Origin of the sequence: Ruminococcus albus 7 = DSM 20455, from assembly GCF_000179635.2 — a bacterium.
Classification (GTDB): domain Bacteria; phylum Bacillota; class Clostridia; order Oscillospirales; family Ruminococcaceae; genus Hominimerdicola; species Hominimerdicola alba.
Genome location: NC_014833.1, coordinates 636,134 through 651,147 on the forward strand (window position 1 = coordinate 636,134; position 15,014 = coordinate 651,147).

Here is a 15,014-nt window from a genome sequence, read left to right on the forward strand (position 1 = left end):
TGTATCCCCCTCTCAAGAGAACAGTAAGGCCCAAAAGAAAATGCCCCGGCGATGATTGATCGCCGGGGTACTTTGTTTATATAAAAATATTGCGGTCAAAAAATGTCGCCCGTGAAGCGACCTTATCTCCTTCGGAATGTGGTATCATATAGTCACAGTAAGAAACACAGACCACATGACCTGAAGGAGGAACGACTATGAAAAAGAATAACATCATCAGGAAGAACGATATTACCGAACTGGTATTCGTGCTGGACAGAAGCGGTTCTATGGCAGGGCTGGAGGCGGATACTGTCGGCGGATTCAACTCCCTTATCAAAGAGCAGAAAAAATCAGATGGCAGGGCTTTTGTGACCACTGTGCTGTTTGATACAGACGTTGTATATGTCCATGACCGCGAAGATATCTCGCAGGTAAAGCCCCTCACCCAAAGGGACTATGTGCCCCGCGGCTGTACCGCACTTCTGGATGCTGTGGGCATGACGATACAGCATATCGCAGGTATACACAAATATGCACGTCCCGGGGATGTGCCCTCAAAGACCATATTCGTTATAACCACCGACGGAATGGAAAATGCCAGCCGTGAATTCAGGTACGATACTGTAAAGCGGCTGATAAAAAAGGAGCAGGAAAAGTATGGCTGGGAATTCATATTCCTCGGTGCGAACATAGATGCGGCGGCGACTGCAGACTCTATGGGTATCGGACACGCTTCAAACTACAAAGCCGACGGCAGAGGTACAAAGCTGATGTACGGTGCAGTCGGCAGGGCTGTGAGCTGTATGAGAGAATCGGCACCCCTTATGGATGATTGGAATGCGGAGATGGAAGAGGACGCGGCGAGATAAAAAACAAAACCATCGACTATTCAGACAAATCCAGAAAACAAAGATCCCCGAAGTGCCGGTAAACACCTCGGGGAAAATACTCTATAAAAATAAGGGCTTCATTCTTCGTCATTATCCGATCGCATACTGCCGCGTATCTTTTTCCAGTCGGGGCAGTAGCGCTCTACCAGTTTCCAGAAATCGGCACTGTGGTCCATGTGCACCAGATGTGCCAGCTCGTGTATACATACGTAGTCGATATGGGCTTTTGAATAAGCGGCAACTTTATAGTTTATGGATATGGTCCCGTTGGAACTGCATCTTCCCCAGCTGGCGCTGAGATCCTTCACAGTGATCTTTTTCGGGAACAGCCCCATAAGTGCCGTGAGCCGCTGCATACTCTCGGTTATTTCGCGGTTTGCAAGCTCAACTATATATGTCTGTATCTGACGTACCATATACTCATGGTCAACGCTGCCGCATACGGCTATGAGCAGCTTGCCGTCCTCGAAACGGGGCTTGAAGTATCTGTCTGAGGGTACGGCCGTGATTATCGCCTTTTGTCCCAGCAGACGTATCTCCTCGCCGTCTTCAAAGGTCACGGGGAGACCTGAATGCTTAGCACTTTTTTCAAGATTAAGGTCTATCCATTCTATGTGCTGCTCGATGAATGTGCGTATCTGTGCAGGGTCAAAACGCTCCGGGACGCGGACGGTCAGCCTGCCCTCGTTTATTGCAAGAACAGCATTCCTGCGTTTTCCTTTGTCGAGTATAAAGTTCAGTTTTCTGCCGCCCGACAGGGTGATGCAGGTGAGGAACTTTGCCATGACTTTACTGCTCCCAGGGCGGCAGGACGGTCTGGTAATCAGAGAGGTAGTCACGGTAGATATAACCTGTGAGCTCACCGTCGTTGCCTGTAAATGTGACCTTGACGTAACCGTTGTCTTCATAGCCAAGCACTGTCACAGCTACGCCGGGGGTCATGCATACGATATTCTCAGCCTCATTGGAAGGCTGTGTGTGAAGGTATGCATACTCGGTGATATACTTTGTCTCCGTCTCATTGGGTGCGGATGAGCTTTCCTCGGCAGCTGAAGAAGGGCTGCTCTCGTCGGAAGCTCCGCTCTCTGTTATGTCAGCGCTGTCAGCCGGAGCGGTGGTGACGGGTTTAGCGTTATTGCTGATCCTGGGTTCGGTGACGTTGGTATTTATAGTGGCAGTGTCGATGCCTGCAGGCGGATTTTCGGAATTACTTGCGAAAACCACCTTGCCGATGATGAATACCATACATACAAGAAATATCCCGGCGACAATGACAGATGCCACGCCGACAGAACGAAAATTTATTTTTTTATTCATCAGAAAATTCTCCTTTGCATATCCGGTGTTTCCAAACTATTATAATCCATTTGGCGAAGATTGTCAACACAGGGCGGTCAATATACTGATGAAATAAAGGGATGGGCGTGTATATTCGTAAAAAAATTATGAATACCCCTTGCATTATTCAGAAAAGTGTGCTATAATATGATAAATTATGTTATCAGCTACGGAGGAAAGTATTATGAGCTATATTGAAATAGGCGCAGGCGTAGTGCTTGCACTTTGCAGCATTGTTATCATACTGGTAGTTCTGGTCCAGGATTCCAAGGATGACGGTCTTACTTCCGCTATAGGCGGCGGCTACAATGATTCGTTCTACGGCAAGAATGCGGGCAACACTCGTGATGCCAAGCTCAACAGACTTACCAGGAACGCAGCGATCGTCATGTTTGTACTGACTATCGCAGTAAGTATTATCCACAAATATCTCAGCAAATAAGCTGTATCAAAAAGCGGGCGGCTATATCTGTGCTGCTTGCGTAGATCAAGTGGAGAGAACATCAGCCCTGCCGCAGCGGGGCTTTTTTTCATATGGAGGAAAGTAAGAATATGGTAAAAACGGAGAACCGAAAGGCTCTGATGCCGCTGTTTGAGGGCTTTGAGGATTCGGTGCTGATAAGCTGTGCTGAGGGCAGAACGGGTATATGCTGGTGTGATGATCCCGAGAGACCCGCTGCGGGGGTCATCGAAGCGGGTGATTTTTATTTTACTGCGGGAGACCCTGCATTTGCCCGAGAGGCTTTTGAGATAGCGAAGAACAACCCCGAGGCGGTGTTCATGCCTGCTTCCGAGGAGTGGACGAAGGCGCTTCTCGCACTTGATAAGGGTCTGGAGAGGACTGTCCGCTACCGCACTAAAATGCCAGAAAGCTTCGATACGGACAATCTGAAAAAGTTTGCAGATATGTCCGGATTTACGGACTGCAAACTCGAGCTGATAAGCGAGGATGTCTATCGTCAGGCGCTTGCTGAAACATGGTCATGGGCATTTGTGGGAAACTTTTTGGACTACAATGATTTTCATAAGAATGCTTTCGGATGCTGTATAACCCATGAAGGAAGGCTTATTTGCGCGGCTTCATGCTATTCGGTGTACAGCAGGGGAGTTGAGGTAGAGATAGCTACTCACCCCGACTACCGAAGGAAAGGTCTGGCAACGATAGCAGGTGCGGCATTCATCGGTGAGTGCGCAAAGAGAGGTCTGAAAGCCCACTGGGACGCGGCAAATACGATGTCGCTGAAGATAGCTTCAAAATTCGGGTATACTCTGAAAGAGGAGTATACTGCGCTTCAGTTTGAAAAGTGAGTGTATGAGCTGTTTAGGATAGAACTAATGGATATAATAAACCGTACTGTATATTTATTCGCAGTGAGAGTATCTCGGGTGAGATAAAGGCAGCAAAACAGCAGGAGGTGCGGCATGAGCAGGAGTTACAAGAGATTTGCGGCTTTCATAATAAGTGATAACAAAGGTCCGCACAGATACAAAGCCAAGACACTTGCCAACAGGGCGGTCCGCAGAATCAGTATATGCGGAGGAAAGTCCGCATATAAACGGCTTTATGACAGCTGGGAGATATGAGATGTGCGCATACCGATGGAGGATATTACTCAGCTGAGAGTTGCATGGAAACGCAGTGAAGATTGGCTCCATAGAAGGTTCGACACCCTGCGTGAAGCCGAACGGTATTTCAAGGTGAAATATTACAGGAAGTAAAAGGAGAATATATGAAACAGGATTACAGAAAAATGATATACAACAAGCTGAAAGCATCGGGCAAGCGCCCTGTGACTTTTAAGGAGCTTGTGAAAAGTTTCCGAAAGGGGAACTTTGATTTTGATAAATTTGCCAAGACCGTTGACAAAATGAAGAAAAAAGGCGAGATCATCGAGGGCAAGATGGGATTCACTCTCGGCAAGGGCGGCAAGCTGAAAAAGTGCAAGGTCACAAGACTGCACAAGAGTTTCGGCTTTGTGAAGAACGTTGACACGGGGGAGGAAGTATTTATTCCCGGAAAGCACCTGCTTGGCGCTATGCCCGGAGATATCGTAATGGTACAGCTCAGGGAGAGCCGCGGCGACAGCCCCGAGGGTGAAGTGGTATCCATCGAAGAGGAGAATTTCAACAGGTTCAGCGGCGAGATAGTTGACGAATTCGGCAAGCTGAAAATAATGCCCGATGTGATATCGAAGTATGCCCTGGATTTCGTCAATCCTTTCGGGCTGGAGCTGCACGAGGGCGACAAGGCTATCGCTGTGATAACAAGGCGCGGCGAAAAGCACAGCGAGCACCGCTGTGAGATAGTTTCATGTCTGGGAAGTTCGCTGAAAGCGGCGGTATGCGCTCTGGGCATAGTTGAAGCTGCGGGGCTGACACCTGTATTCCCTGCGGAGGTCATCGATGAGGCAAGGAGAGTATCCTCGGCGGGGATATCCGATGAGGAAAAGGAGGGCAGGCTCGATCTGAGAGATCTGCCTATATTTACCATCGACGGCGCAGATACCAAGGATATCGACGATGCTATATCGGTGCAGAGGACGGATAACGGATATATACTGGGCGTTCACATCGCAGACGTATCGCACTACGTAACACCAAGGTCGCCGCTGGATAACGAAGCTTTTCAGCGCGGCACCAGTGTATACTACGCAAACAGGGTGATACCAATGCTGCCCGCGGAGCTTTCAAACGGTATATGCTCGCTTAATCCTAAGGAGGACAGACTGGCTTTCACCTGCCTGACAGAGCTTGATAATGCGGGAAATATAGTCAGCTACAAGTTTGCGAAATCAGTGATAAGGTCTAGGGTAAAGGGCGTATACTCCGAGATAAATGATATCTTTGACGGCTTTGTGAGCCGTGAGCTTTCGGAGAAATATGCCGAGGTAATGGAACAGCTGCCGCTGATGAAAGAACTGGCGGAGATACTCTGCAAGAAGCGTATCGCCCGCGGTGCACCACAGATAGAGACCAGCGAAAGTGCCCTGATGATAAACGAGGACAACGTCTGTGTTGGTGTGGGCGAGTACACCCGCGGCTTTGCGCAGGAAATGATAGAGGATTTCATGCTGACAGCCAACGAATGTGCGGCGAGATTCGGCAAGGACAACGAACTGCCCTTTGTATACCGTGTTCACGAGCCGCCCTCTGCGGAGAAGATAGACGGTCTGAAAGAACTGCTTGCAGGACTGGATATCATGTATGTTATGGGTGATGACCCAAAACCGAAACAGCTGGCGGAGATACTTGAAATGTCCAAAAATACGGACGCTGAAAAAATAGTAAACAATGCAGTGCTGAGGAGTATGTCAAAGGCGAAGTACGATACCGAGCCTATCGGTCACTACGGTCTGGTGCTGGAGGACTATGCTCATTTCACCTCACCGATACGCCGTTATCCCGACCTTTCCATACACAGGATAATGTCGGCTTTTCTCGGCGGCATGACTGCTGAGGAATGCCGCAGCAGGTTCAATAAGTTCGTATATGCTTCTGCCGATCGTTCCACCGAAACGGAACTTACTGCTATGCAGACCGAGCGTGCCTGCGATGACTGCTACAAGGCTGAGTATATGATGGGTCATATCGGTGAGGAATACGAGGGCGTTATCGTATCGGTTACGGATTTCGGTATGTTCATCGAGCTTGACAACACCTGCGAGGGTCTGCTGCACCTTGATAATATGCCTGAGGGCTACTACGAGTGCGACGGCATGATGAAGCTGAAAAATTTCTCAACAGGCGAGGAATACCGCGTGGGCGAGAGGTTCAGGGTAAAGGTGCTGGGCGCGAATGTGAATTCGGGCAAGGTGGATTTTGTACCTGCGGACAGGTGACGAAACAATGACTGACGATAAAAAACAGAAGCTGAAAAGGCTGCTTACGGGCAAAGGTACACACGGACTTTTTATAGGAAGGATCATGTGCTGTGACGGCGATGATAAAACTGTGATAGGGCATACAGCACTTTGCCATATCATATTCAGGGCGTTCAGCTGGATAATTTTCGATATCAGCTTTTTACGGATGCTGTTTGTATATCATAAGTTCCCGAAAAAAACCGGTGTGCATTTCAAGTCGATAAGCGAAATGACGGCAGGTATGTCCGCGGCGGAAAGGCTGCATGAGATACTTCACACTTATCAGCCTTATGATGTTACCGGCAACAGAATTCTGGTATTCTATCCGTTTTTTGTATCTGCGGCGGCACTTCTGCTTGGGGGCTGGACGATAGTTCTTCTGCGCAGGATAGTTAGCCGCAGGGCTTTGGAGAACAGCGGCTTGCAACTCAGGGTGATATCGGGATTGCAGATAGCTTTTGATATATCGGCTTTTATAGTTACGCTGTATTTTTGCGGCGTGTGGGCTGACCGTGTGATAAGGCAGCTTCCCATGAGGATGCTGTTTACTTATATCTACGGTTTCGGAGTTATTATGATATTTTTTGATCTTATCATATTCGCGGTGGATATGAAATTGACGTACAGGAAAAAAGAGGAGGAAAAATAAATGAAGCAGCAGAGGAGCTTTCCTGCTTTCAAAGTCAGCAAAAGGTGCGAAAACAGGCTGAAAGGCGGACACCCATGGGTGTATGACAACGAGATAGAGGTATCTGACGAGGGTGTGGAGAACGGCTGTATAGCCGATGTTCTGTCACCTAAGGGGAGCTATCTGGGTTCGGGACTTGTGAGCCTGAACAGCAAGATAAGGGTGAGGATACTCTCGGATAATGCCAATGAAACTTTTGGTGAAAGCTTCTTCCGCCGCAGGATAAGGTATGCGCTCGACCACAGAAAGACGGTCATGGGCGATGATATCTCTGCGTGTCGTCTGGTACACGGTGAATCCGACGGTCTGCCGGGACTGACTGTTGACCGCTATAATGACATACTCTCGGTACAGGTGCTGAGCTATGGCATGGAGCAGAGAAAGGATATGCTGTACCGCCTGCTGACGGAGGAGCTTGCCGCTGACGGCGTTACACTCCGCGGAATAATGGAGCGCAACGATGTGGCTATACGTGAGCTTGAAGGTCTTGAGCAGGGAAAGGGCTGGTACAGGGCTGACTTCCTTCCCACACCGCCCGAAACACCTGTTACTGAGATATGCGAGAACGGCATATATTACAAGGTGGATGTTGAGAACGGTCAGAAGACAGGATTCTTCCTCGATCAGAAGTACAACCGTCTGGCGGCGGCAAAGCTTGCTAAGGGCAAGAAGGTGCTGGACTGCTTCACACATACGGGTTCATTCGCGCTGAATGCGGCTTTCGGCGGTGCGGCACACGTCACGGCTGTGGACGTATCTCAGTTTGCGGTGGATACAGCAAAGGCAAATGCCGAGAGGAATGGACTGTCCGATAAAATGGACTTCGTGTGCGGCGATGTGTTTGATCTTCTTCCCAAGCTGACAGAGGAAAAGGCGGGATACGATTTCATAATCCTCGATCCGCCTGCATTCACCAAGAGCCGTAAGACCGTGAATTCCGCTGAAAGGGGCTACAAGGAGATAAACTACCGCGCCATGAAGATGCTGCCGCGCGGAGGATATCTCGCCACCTGTTCGTGCTCGCATTTTATGACGAATGAGCTGTTTGTGAAGATGCTTATGAGCGCTGCCCATGATGCAGGTTTTCAGCTGAAGCTGGTAGAAGCAAGGCAGCAGGCACCCGACCACCCTATACTCATGAATGTGCCCGAAACTGATTATCTGAAATTCTATCTGTTCCAGGTAGTGTGATATAAGGCTATGTTAATATTTGCTATTGACAAATAAGGCTGAAATGTGATAAAATACTATTGCTGATATCATTCAGGAGGGGGGAGAAAACGCTGTGAAAAAATATGCTGTGTATCGGTCTGCCAACGGTCTGTACTGCTATGAGTACCATGACAGCCTTGATACACTTAAAGGTACTATGTTTGAGACTGTTATCAAGGAAGAACAGCTCCCCGTAGTGCTGGACGGAAGCGGCGGTTACTTTTCTTTCAAGAAGGATGACTACAATTTTGTCAAGGTCATCGAATCAGACAAGAAATATCCTCTCCCGCTGGAGAAGATGTTTTTGAAGAACGATGATAACTTCAAGCTGGGGTGGATGTCACCTCAGGGCGATACCTATTCCTGCGACTATACCAACCACAACAGATGTGCCATAATGCTGGCAGATAAGTTCGTACCCGGAGCGAAATTCCCTGAAAGAGCTCTCGGCAAGGCGGGTTGGATAAAAATAATAGACTCTTGGGACGGTACGCAGCGTCAGCATGGACAGTTCGTATATTCGCTGACGGGCAGGATAACCAAACAGCAGGCAGACAAGCTTTTTGATGTGGGGCTGTACTTTAATGAGGAAGTTCAGACCCTTATAAAGGATTGCGAGAACGATTGGTAAGATATACGCTCACTGGGCGACAGTGGGCGTTTTTTGCGCTCTTAGCAATAATATTTTATTTTAATATCTGATTATCCCGTTTACACACCAATTAATTTGGTGTAATATCAGAACTAGAAATACTCGGCGGTTATCCTTCCCCCGCCGCAGGCGGGGGAAGGATAACATCAACACGATGATTCATTGTTATATAGCATTTTGTAATGGTGTGTTAAAGGGATAACCATGTTTTAATATAAATGAATAAACGCTTTTTTGTAAGAACTGCACAAAAAGGCATGGTTAATTTCTGCGTTCAATAAAACTGAACGGTTTTGTGTGAGTTTGATAAAAGTGAATTGCTGAAATTAGGCAAAAAGCCCAAAGAATCGGTGAAACAGCAGAGAAACATCTTAACTAACTGAACTGTTTTGCATAAAACGTAGAAAAACTTTCTTTATTTGTAAAAAAATCTATTGACAATTATGAAAAAAAGCTTTATACTATTAATGTGAATTATTATGAACTGTGCCAAGTGTACAGTTTACGGGTATAATAATGAAAAGCTTGCCGCAGCCGTGAAGTACGGTACGGCATCAGGAGGATGATACAATGGCGGAAACCAGATTTATCAAGACGGTAGAGTTCGGCGGCTATGACAGAGATGACGTTATCAAGAGATTTGAATTTCTGAACTCTCAGCTGTTTGACCTTAAAAATGAACTGCGCGAAACAAAGCTGCTCATGGAGGAATACAAGAAAGGTTCGTCCGAGGAAAAGGCTCATGAGGCTGTGCTCGGTCAGGAGAGAGTCAAGCTGACCAGTCTGCAGGTACAGAATGAAACAGCTTCGGCTAAGCTGAAGGCTTCCGAGGAAGATAAAGCTAAGCTCTCGGAGGAGCTTGTGGCGCTGAAGGCTGCTCACGCAGAGGCAATGAAGGAACTGGAGGATGTCAAGTCAAAGCTGAACGCTTATGAGTCTGACAATGAGGCGAATGCGCTCAGCCAGGTGTTTATTGCTGCACAGGCTTCCGCAACAGCAGTAGTTGCAAATGCTAACAAAGAAGCTGATGAGAAGAAGGCACAGACAGAAGCGCTCGTTAAAGAGATGATCGACGATGCGAACCACACTGCTGCCGAGATAGTATACGAGGCTGAAAAGAAGGCTGCCGAGACTGATGCTGAAACAAAGAACGCATCCGAGAAGATGAAGGTGGCTTCCAATAACCTCAGAGCTTCCATGCTCGCAGAGGTAGAGGGTCTTAATGAACAGATGGCTGCACTCAGCGAAGTGTTCAAACTTATAAAGGAAAAGAGTACCGAGGCTGAGAACATCCTGAAGACCACTGAAGACAAGCTTAACGAGGGCGGTGTGCCTGAATTCAAGATACCTGAAACTTTTGAAGCTGAACTCCCTGATGCGCCCGAGCCGAGAAAGTCTGCTGAGGAGACCAAGAAGTCCAATGCAAGACTTGAAGAACTGGCTAAGATGGCAGCATCCATCGGCGGCGACAAGGGCAAGTCCGAAAAGGGTGATGAGGAAAAGTCAGAGGAAGAAGCTTCTGAAAAGACCGATGATAAGTCCGGTGAGAAGGCTGCCGACAAAAAAGATGACGGCAAAAAATCGGGCGGCGTAGACCTTGCCGATCTTATGAAGCAGGCTAGTGCATTGAAAAAGTAGTTATCGGCTGCTGCGATAATAATTGGTAAGGAGTGTATTCATTATGAGCGAACTGATAATAACCAGACCTGACAAGTGCGTGGGCTGTAATTCATGCGTAAGATCATGTCCTGCACCTGAGGCAAATATAACCAAGATGCTGGAGGGCGGCAAGTTTGTAACTACCGTCAATCCTGACCGCTGCATAGGGTGCGGATCATGCGTAAAAAGCTGTAACCACGGTGCCAGAGATTATATCGACGACACTGAGGAGTGCATGACAAGGATGAAGAGGGAAAAGATAATCATACTGGCTGATCCCTCTATCAAGACAGGATTCCCTACGAAGTGGAAGGGTATACTCGACTGGTTCCGTAAGCAGGGCTGCATGATATACGATGCATCCTTCGGTGCGGATATCTGCACATGGGCTCACCTGAGAGCAATAGAGCAGAAAAAGGTCGGCAATATAATAACACAGCCCTGTGCTGCCATAGTAAAGTATGTAGAGACATATCAGCCCAAGCTGCTGGCTAACCTGTCTCCCATACACAGCCCTGTTTCCTGCAGTGCTGTATACATCAAGAAGTATCTGAACAGGAATAACCCCATAGCAGTGCTGTCTTCCTGCATAGCTAAGAAATTCGAGGCTGAGGAAACAGGTCTTATTGATTTCAATGTAACTTTCAAAAAGCTGAATGATTACTTTGAGAGAAACGGTATAACCATACCCGTATCCAGCACTGAGGATTATGAATACAAATTCGATGACCAGCAGGGTCAGGTGGGCGCTATATACTCACGTCCCGGCGGACTGAGAGATAATATCTGGCTGCACAACCAGGATATAAACATCACAACATCCGAGGGTGCACAGAAGGTGTTCCCCGAGCTTGATATGTATGCTGAGATGCCTGACTTCAAGCACCCTGAGATATTTGATGTGCTTTCATGTGAATTCGGCTGCAACCTGGGACCCGGCGCAAGCACGAACCAGACAATGTTCGATGTTATGCTGACCATGAAGGAAGTTGAGAATGAGGCTAAGAGCCGCCGTAAATCAGGATTTATGGGCAGAGGCGACGACAAGATGCTCAAGAAGTTCGATGATGAACTGAAGCTCAATGACTTCCTCAGAAACTACAAGCCCGTTACTCCTACACCCGTACCTACGGAAAGACAGCTGGATCCTATATACGAAAGCATGGGCAAGCATACCGAGGATGACAAGAAGTACGATTGTCATGCCTGCGGACACAGATCATGCCGCGATATGGCTATAGCTATATACAGAGGTCTGAATACACCTGATAACTGCGTGGTACACGCAAAGACTGTCATGGTGGCAAGACACAGCGAACTGGCTGAACAGCATGAGAAGCTGGCAGAGATCACCTATGAATGTCTGGAACTTTCGGATAAGCTGAAAGCGGATGTTGACAATATACTCAAGAATATGGAGACTATCGGTGATTCTACTGCGAAGACCAGTGAGAGAGCCGATGTTGTAAGGAATCTGCTCACCAATGTAGTTGCATTCTGCAACGATAATCCTACTATGGATTCGGGCAGTGTCAGCCAGCTGATAAACATACTCGAAACTACCATAGATGCTTTCAGCGCACTTGATGACAATGTTAATGTGACTAATGAGAGTTCGGGACTTATCAATAACTCCATCGGTGAGATAACCAGGCTTGTTGAGGAGATAAACAATACTCTCCACAAGGCGAGCGAAAAGAAATCATAAAATACAGCCCGTACTTCAGGGCGGAAAGGCAAGGTGAGTCATGGCTTCAAAGGTCGCGGTCATAGCGATAATCATTGAAAGAGGTTCTTCCGTGGAAGGCATAAACGGTCTTCTGCATGAGTACAGCGAATACGTTGTGGGAAGAATGGGTGTTCCTTACAGGAACAAGGGTATAAACATAATCAGCGTTGCTGTCGATGCTCCCGAGGAGACGATTGACGAACTTGCACGAAAAATAAACGCACTGGAGGGCATTTCGTCGAACACGGTCTGTTCGGTAGGATGACACCGATAACGGGCGGCTAAGACCTGCAATACTGCGGGACTTGCCGCCCATTTTTACGAAATGGATGTTTGAGGCGATTTCGAAAACGTTATCTTTGTGTATCTTACGTAAATTTTGGCTTAAAGATATCATTTTTACTTGACATTATTATCAAATAGTGGTATACTGAAATAAATGTAATTGGCTTAGTTTATAATTGAAATTTCCTTTTCGGACTGTCCTGAAGTCAACGATGTGACAGGAGATCTCGGGTATATTGCTGAGATGAAGGCGGTCAACAAATAATTATGACAGGAGAGAAGTTAAATGCAATGTGAAAGATGTAATGCCGAGCTGCCCCCGAATGCCATTGAATGCCCCGAATGCGGCGCGCCTGCTCCGCAGAATATCGAAGGCTTTGATAATACCATTGAGATACAGCATATACTCAAGACAATAATGGAAAAACATGGCAGCATACTTATCAATGATCCGACACAGTTCGTTTCTACACTTAACGATTACCTTAACGGCTACGAAAAGGAACGCAGGCTCCTAGTGAATGCCATGAGGGCAGGCGTACTGAAAAATATGGTCAAGGAAGAAAAGACCAACAGGGAATACGCTCTGCTGAGTGCTAAGAGCTATATGATAAATGAACTTTTCGTATCGGAAAATGCCGCTGAGTTCGTACTTGCTTGCTTTACCTACACTCTGGGCTGGCCCTATCAGTCTTCCATGACCAAGAAAGAGGAAGAAAAGAAGGAAGATGAGCCCAAGGATGAGGAGCCTGATGAGCCCAAGCTGAAGATCGACAGCAAGATCTACAGGACATCGGATGCAGGCAGACACAGACTTGCAAGAAATATAGTTATCCCTGAGGGATTCACCAAGATAGACAGCTTCTGCTTTGACAGGTTCGGCTTTATGAGATCCATAACACTGCCTTCTACCATGATGGCGATAGGCGATTATGCTTTTGCTGAATGCAAGAACCTGAAAGGTATAGAGCTGCCGGCAGGACTTAAAGTCATAGAGCAGGGTGCTTTCAGCCAGTGCGGAAAGCTCGCTATGATAAAGATACCAAAGGGTATCCTTGAAATACCGGATAATACCTTTGAGTTCTGCTCGAACCTTACTGTTGTAGATGTGCCTAATACTGTAAGCAGTATAGGCGTTGAGGCGTTCTCGGGATGTGAAAAGCTGGAAAAGCTGTTTTTGCCTGACAGCGTCAAGTTCATTGATAAAAACGCTTTCTCGTATTGTCCGCAGCTTACGATACGCTGCTATGTCAATTCATACGTTCATAAGTATTGCCTTACTTATAATATCGACTATGAGACAGTTGCGCAGGGCGTAGGTCTGAAGCAGAAACCAATATAAGGATGAAATCGGAGGAAATATCAGATGGTTGAATTGAAGATCGGCCAGGAGGTCGAGATGGAATTCGGAGGCAGAGCAAAAGTCCTCAAGGTCATCGGCAGCGGTGGTCAGGGTATTGTTTACCTCGTGGAATTCAACTCCCAGAAATGGGCGCTCAAATGGTATGATGTTGATAAGATCAAGCGCCCCAAGGAGTTCAGACAGAACATCAAGAACAATATACAGGACGGTGCTCCCAGCAATAAGTTCCTGTGGCCAAAGTATCTGACCAAGGAGAACGACCAGGGGACCTTCGGTTATATCATGGAGCTGAAGCCCGAAAGCTTCGATTCCTTCGTGGATATACTCAATACCTATAAGCTGGTCATCGATCCGCTGACAGGCAGAGCTGCAAAGCAGCCCGTAAGGTTCACCAGCCTTTATGCCATGGTAACAGCTGTTATCAATATCGCGAATGCGTTCAGACAGCTCCACCGTGTTGGTAAGAGCTATCAGGACCTTAACGACGGTGGTTTCTTTATCAATGTCAATACCGGTGCAGTGCTCGTCTGCGACTGCGATAATATCGCACCTGACGGAAGCAACTTCGGTATAGGCGGTAAGCCGGGATATATGGCTCCCGAAGTAGTAAGAGGTATCGCTAAGCCTGATGTACAGACCGATAAGTATTCACTTGCTGTGGTACTTTTCAAGCTGCTGTTCAGAGGTGATCCTATGGAGGGTGAAAAGGTTGTCAAGGATGTATGCCTGACAGAATCCTCCGAGCTCAGACACTACGGACAGGATGCTGTGTTCGTATATGATCCCGACAATGCTACCAACAGACCTGTAAGAGGTATACATGACAATGTCATCAAGTTCTGGAGAATATACCCCAAGTACATAAGAGAAGCTTTCATACTCTCATTCACACAGGGTATAACCGATCCGAACAAGCGTATAATCGAGAATGAATGGCAGAAGCTGTTTATTCGCCTGAGAAGTGAGATAATCATGTGCGTATGCGGCAGGACGAATTTCACTTCCATGTTCTCAAAAGTTGATGAAAAGACTTTCCGCTGCCCCAAGTGCGGTGCTGAGTTCCTGACACTCGGTTTTGACAACAGGGATAACAGGATGCCTTTGTATGTCGGATGCAGATTCTACAAGTGTGAGATCGATCCTGACTGCGATGATTTCCTGACCGTGGCGGGTGAACTGGTGGAGAACAAGCTGAAACCCGGTGTGCTCGGTATAAAGAACTGTACCGAGGATACATGGCAGGCTAAGCTCCCTGACGGAAAGTACTATCCCATACAGCCCGGTAAGGGCTTCCCGATCTGGAAGGATCTTGAAGTCGACTTCGGTAAGGTCAAAGCCGGTATGTAACAAAAT

The 15,014-nt window shown here is 47.4% G+C and carries 16 protein-coding genes; 14 read left to right on the forward strand and 2 right to left on the reverse strand.

Annotated features, from left to right (window positions below):
* Positions 1-197: 197 nt before the first annotated feature.
* Positions 198-851 carry a vWA domain-containing protein gene (locus RUMAL_RS02880; RefSeq protein ID WP_013497306.1) on the forward strand — a complete coding sequence of 218 codons (654 nt, stop codon included), beginning with the start codon at positions 198-200 and terminating at the stop codon, positions 849-851.
* Positions 852-949: 98 nt separating this feature from the next.
* Here RUMAL_RS02880 and RUMAL_RS02885 read toward each other — a convergent pair whose 3' ends face one another.
* Both RUMAL_RS02885 and RUMAL_RS02890 read right to left on the reverse strand, forming a co-directional pair.
* Positions 950-1,657 carry a M48 family metallopeptidase gene (locus tag RUMAL_RS02885; protein ID WP_013497307.1) on the reverse strand — a complete coding sequence of 236 codons (708 nt, stop codon included), beginning with the start codon at positions 1,655-1,657 and terminating at the stop codon, positions 950-952.
* A gap of 4 nt (positions 1,658-1,661) precedes the next feature.
* Positions 1,662-2,189: an SH3 domain-containing protein gene (locus tag RUMAL_RS02890; protein WP_013497308.1), complete on the reverse strand. Its 528-nt coding sequence runs from the start codon at positions 2,187-2,189 to the stop codon at positions 1,662-1,664.
* Between the two features lie 205 nt (positions 2,190-2,394).
* Here RUMAL_RS02890 and secG point away from each other — a divergent pair, with 205 nt between their 5' ends.
* From secG to RUMAL_RS02945, 13 genes are all read left to right on the forward strand, one after another.
* Positions 2,395-2,652 carry a preprotein translocase subunit SecG gene (gene secG / locus RUMAL_RS02895; protein WP_013497309.1) on the forward strand — a complete coding sequence of 86 codons (258 nt, stop codon included), beginning with the start codon at positions 2,395-2,397 and terminating at the stop codon, positions 2,650-2,652.
* A gap of 110 nt (positions 2,653-2,762) precedes the next feature.
* Positions 2,763-3,518, forward strand: coding sequence for a GNAT family N-acetyltransferase (locus RUMAL_RS02900; RefSeq protein ID WP_013497310.1), 756 nt, complete (start codon positions 2,763-2,765; stop codon positions 3,516-3,518).
* Positions 3,519-3,632: 114 nt separating this feature from the next.
* Positions 3,633-3,794 (forward strand): hypothetical protein, encoded by a 162-nt coding sequence (locus tag RUMAL_RS21640; RefSeq protein ID WP_013497311.1) that lies wholly within the window; start codon positions 3,633-3,635, stop codon positions 3,792-3,794.
* Between the two features lie 3 nt (positions 3,795-3,797).
* Positions 3,798-3,929 carry a hypothetical protein gene (locus tag RUMAL_RS22660; RefSeq protein ID WP_272868099.1) on the forward strand — a complete coding sequence of 44 codons (132 nt, stop codon included), beginning with the start codon at positions 3,798-3,800 and terminating at the stop codon, positions 3,927-3,929.
* Between the two features lie 11 nt (positions 3,930-3,940).
* Positions 3,941-6,049 carry a ribonuclease R gene (gene rnr, locus RUMAL_RS02905; protein ID WP_013497312.1) on the forward strand — a complete coding sequence of 703 codons (2,109 nt, stop codon included), beginning with the start codon at positions 3,941-3,943 and terminating at the stop codon, positions 6,047-6,049.
* Between the two features lie 7 nt (positions 6,050-6,056).
* A complete protein-coding gene (locus tag RUMAL_RS02910) occupies positions 6,057-6,722 on the forward strand; it encodes a hypothetical protein (protein ID WP_013497313.1) in 666 nt (221 codons plus the stop codon).
* Complete coding sequence (locus RUMAL_RS02915; protein ID WP_013497314.1) at positions 6,723-7,952, forward strand: class I SAM-dependent rRNA methyltransferase; 1,230 nt, start codon at positions 6,723-6,725, stop codon at positions 7,950-7,952.
* Between the two features lie 94 nt (positions 7,953-8,046).
* Positions 8,047-8,604 (forward strand): hypothetical protein, encoded by a 558-nt coding sequence (locus tag RUMAL_RS02920; RefSeq protein ID WP_013497315.1) that lies wholly within the window; start codon positions 8,047-8,049, stop codon positions 8,602-8,604.
* 591 nt (positions 8,605-9,195) lie between these two features.
* Positions 9,196-10,263 (forward strand): coiled-coil domain-containing protein, encoded by a 1,068-nt coding sequence (locus tag RUMAL_RS02925; protein WP_013497316.1) that lies wholly within the window; start codon positions 9,196-9,198, stop codon positions 10,261-10,263.
* Positions 10,264-10,306: 43 nt separating this feature from the next.
* On the forward strand, positions 10,307-11,992 hold the full coding sequence (locus RUMAL_RS02930; protein ID WP_013497317.1) for a [Fe-Fe] hydrogenase large subunit C-terminal domain-containing protein: 1,686 nt from the start codon (positions 10,307-10,309) through the stop codon (positions 11,990-11,992).
* Positions 11,993-12,032: 40 nt separating this feature from the next.
* Complete coding sequence (locus RUMAL_RS02935) at positions 12,033-12,278, forward strand: TM1266 family iron-only hydrogenase system putative regulator (RefSeq protein WP_013497318.1); 246 nt, start codon at positions 12,033-12,035, stop codon at positions 12,276-12,278.
* 306 nt (positions 12,279-12,584) lie between these two features.
* Positions 12,585-13,640 (forward strand): leucine-rich repeat domain-containing protein, encoded by a 1,056-nt coding sequence (locus RUMAL_RS02940; protein WP_013497319.1) that lies wholly within the window; start codon positions 12,585-12,587, stop codon positions 13,638-13,640.
* Between the two features lie 24 nt (positions 13,641-13,664).
* Entirely contained in the window at positions 13,665-15,008 is a 1,344-nt protein-coding gene (locus tag RUMAL_RS02945; RefSeq protein WP_013497320.1) for a serine/threonine protein kinase, read from the forward strand.
* The last annotated feature ends 6 nt before the right edge of the window (positions 15,009-15,014 follow it).

Bases quoted from the DNA above. Each gene is read 5' to 3' on its own strand.
- RUMAL_RS02885 (WP_013497307.1), bottom strand. From the start codon at position 1,657: ATGGCAAAGTTCCTCACCTGCATCACCCTGTCGGGCGGCAGAAAACTG.
- RUMAL_RS02900 (WP_013497310.1), top strand. From the start codon at position 2,763: ATGGTAAAAACGGAGAACCGAAAGGCTCTGATGCCGCTGTTTGAGGGC.
- RUMAL_RS02930 (WP_013497317.1), top strand. From the start codon at position 10,307: ATGAGCGAACTGATAATAACCAGACCTGACAAGTGCGTGGGCTGTAAT.
- RUMAL_RS02890 (WP_013497308.1), bottom strand. From the start codon at position 2,189: ATGAATAAAAAAATAAATTTTCGTTCTGTCGGCGTGGCATCTGTCATT.
- RUMAL_RS02915 (WP_013497314.1), top strand. From the start codon at position 6,723: ATGAAGCAGCAGAGGAGCTTTCCTGCTTTCAAAGTCAGCAAAAGGTGC.
- RUMAL_RS02935 (WP_013497318.1), top strand. From the start codon at position 12,033: ATGGCTTCAAAGGTCGCGGTCATAGCGATAATCATTGAAAGAGGTTCT.
- RUMAL_RS02910 (WP_013497313.1), top strand. From the start codon at position 6,057: ATGACTGACGATAAAAAACAGAAGCTGAAAAGGCTGCTTACGGGCAAA.
- RUMAL_RS21640 (WP_013497311.1), top strand. From the start codon at position 3,633: ATGAGCAGGAGTTACAAGAGATTTGCGGCTTTCATAATAAGTGATAAC.
- RUMAL_RS02940 (WP_013497319.1), top strand. From the start codon at position 12,585: ATGCAATGTGAAAGATGTAATGCCGAGCTGCCCCCGAATGCCATTGAA.
- rnr (WP_013497312.1), top strand. From the start codon at position 3,941: ATGAAACAGGATTACAGAAAAATGATATACAACAAGCTGAAAGCATCG.
- RUMAL_RS02925 (WP_013497316.1), top strand. From the start codon at position 9,196: ATGGCGGAAACCAGATTTATCAAGACGGTAGAGTTCGGCGGCTATGAC.
- RUMAL_RS02945 (WP_013497320.1), top strand. From the start codon at position 13,665: ATGGTTGAATTGAAGATCGGCCAGGAGGTCGAGATGGAATTCGGAGGC.
- secG (WP_013497309.1), top strand. From the start codon at position 2,395: ATGAGCTATATTGAAATAGGCGCAGGCGTAGTGCTTGCACTTTGCAGC.
- RUMAL_RS02880 (WP_013497306.1), top strand. From the start codon at position 198: ATGAAAAAGAATAACATCATCAGGAAGAACGATATTACCGAACTGGTA.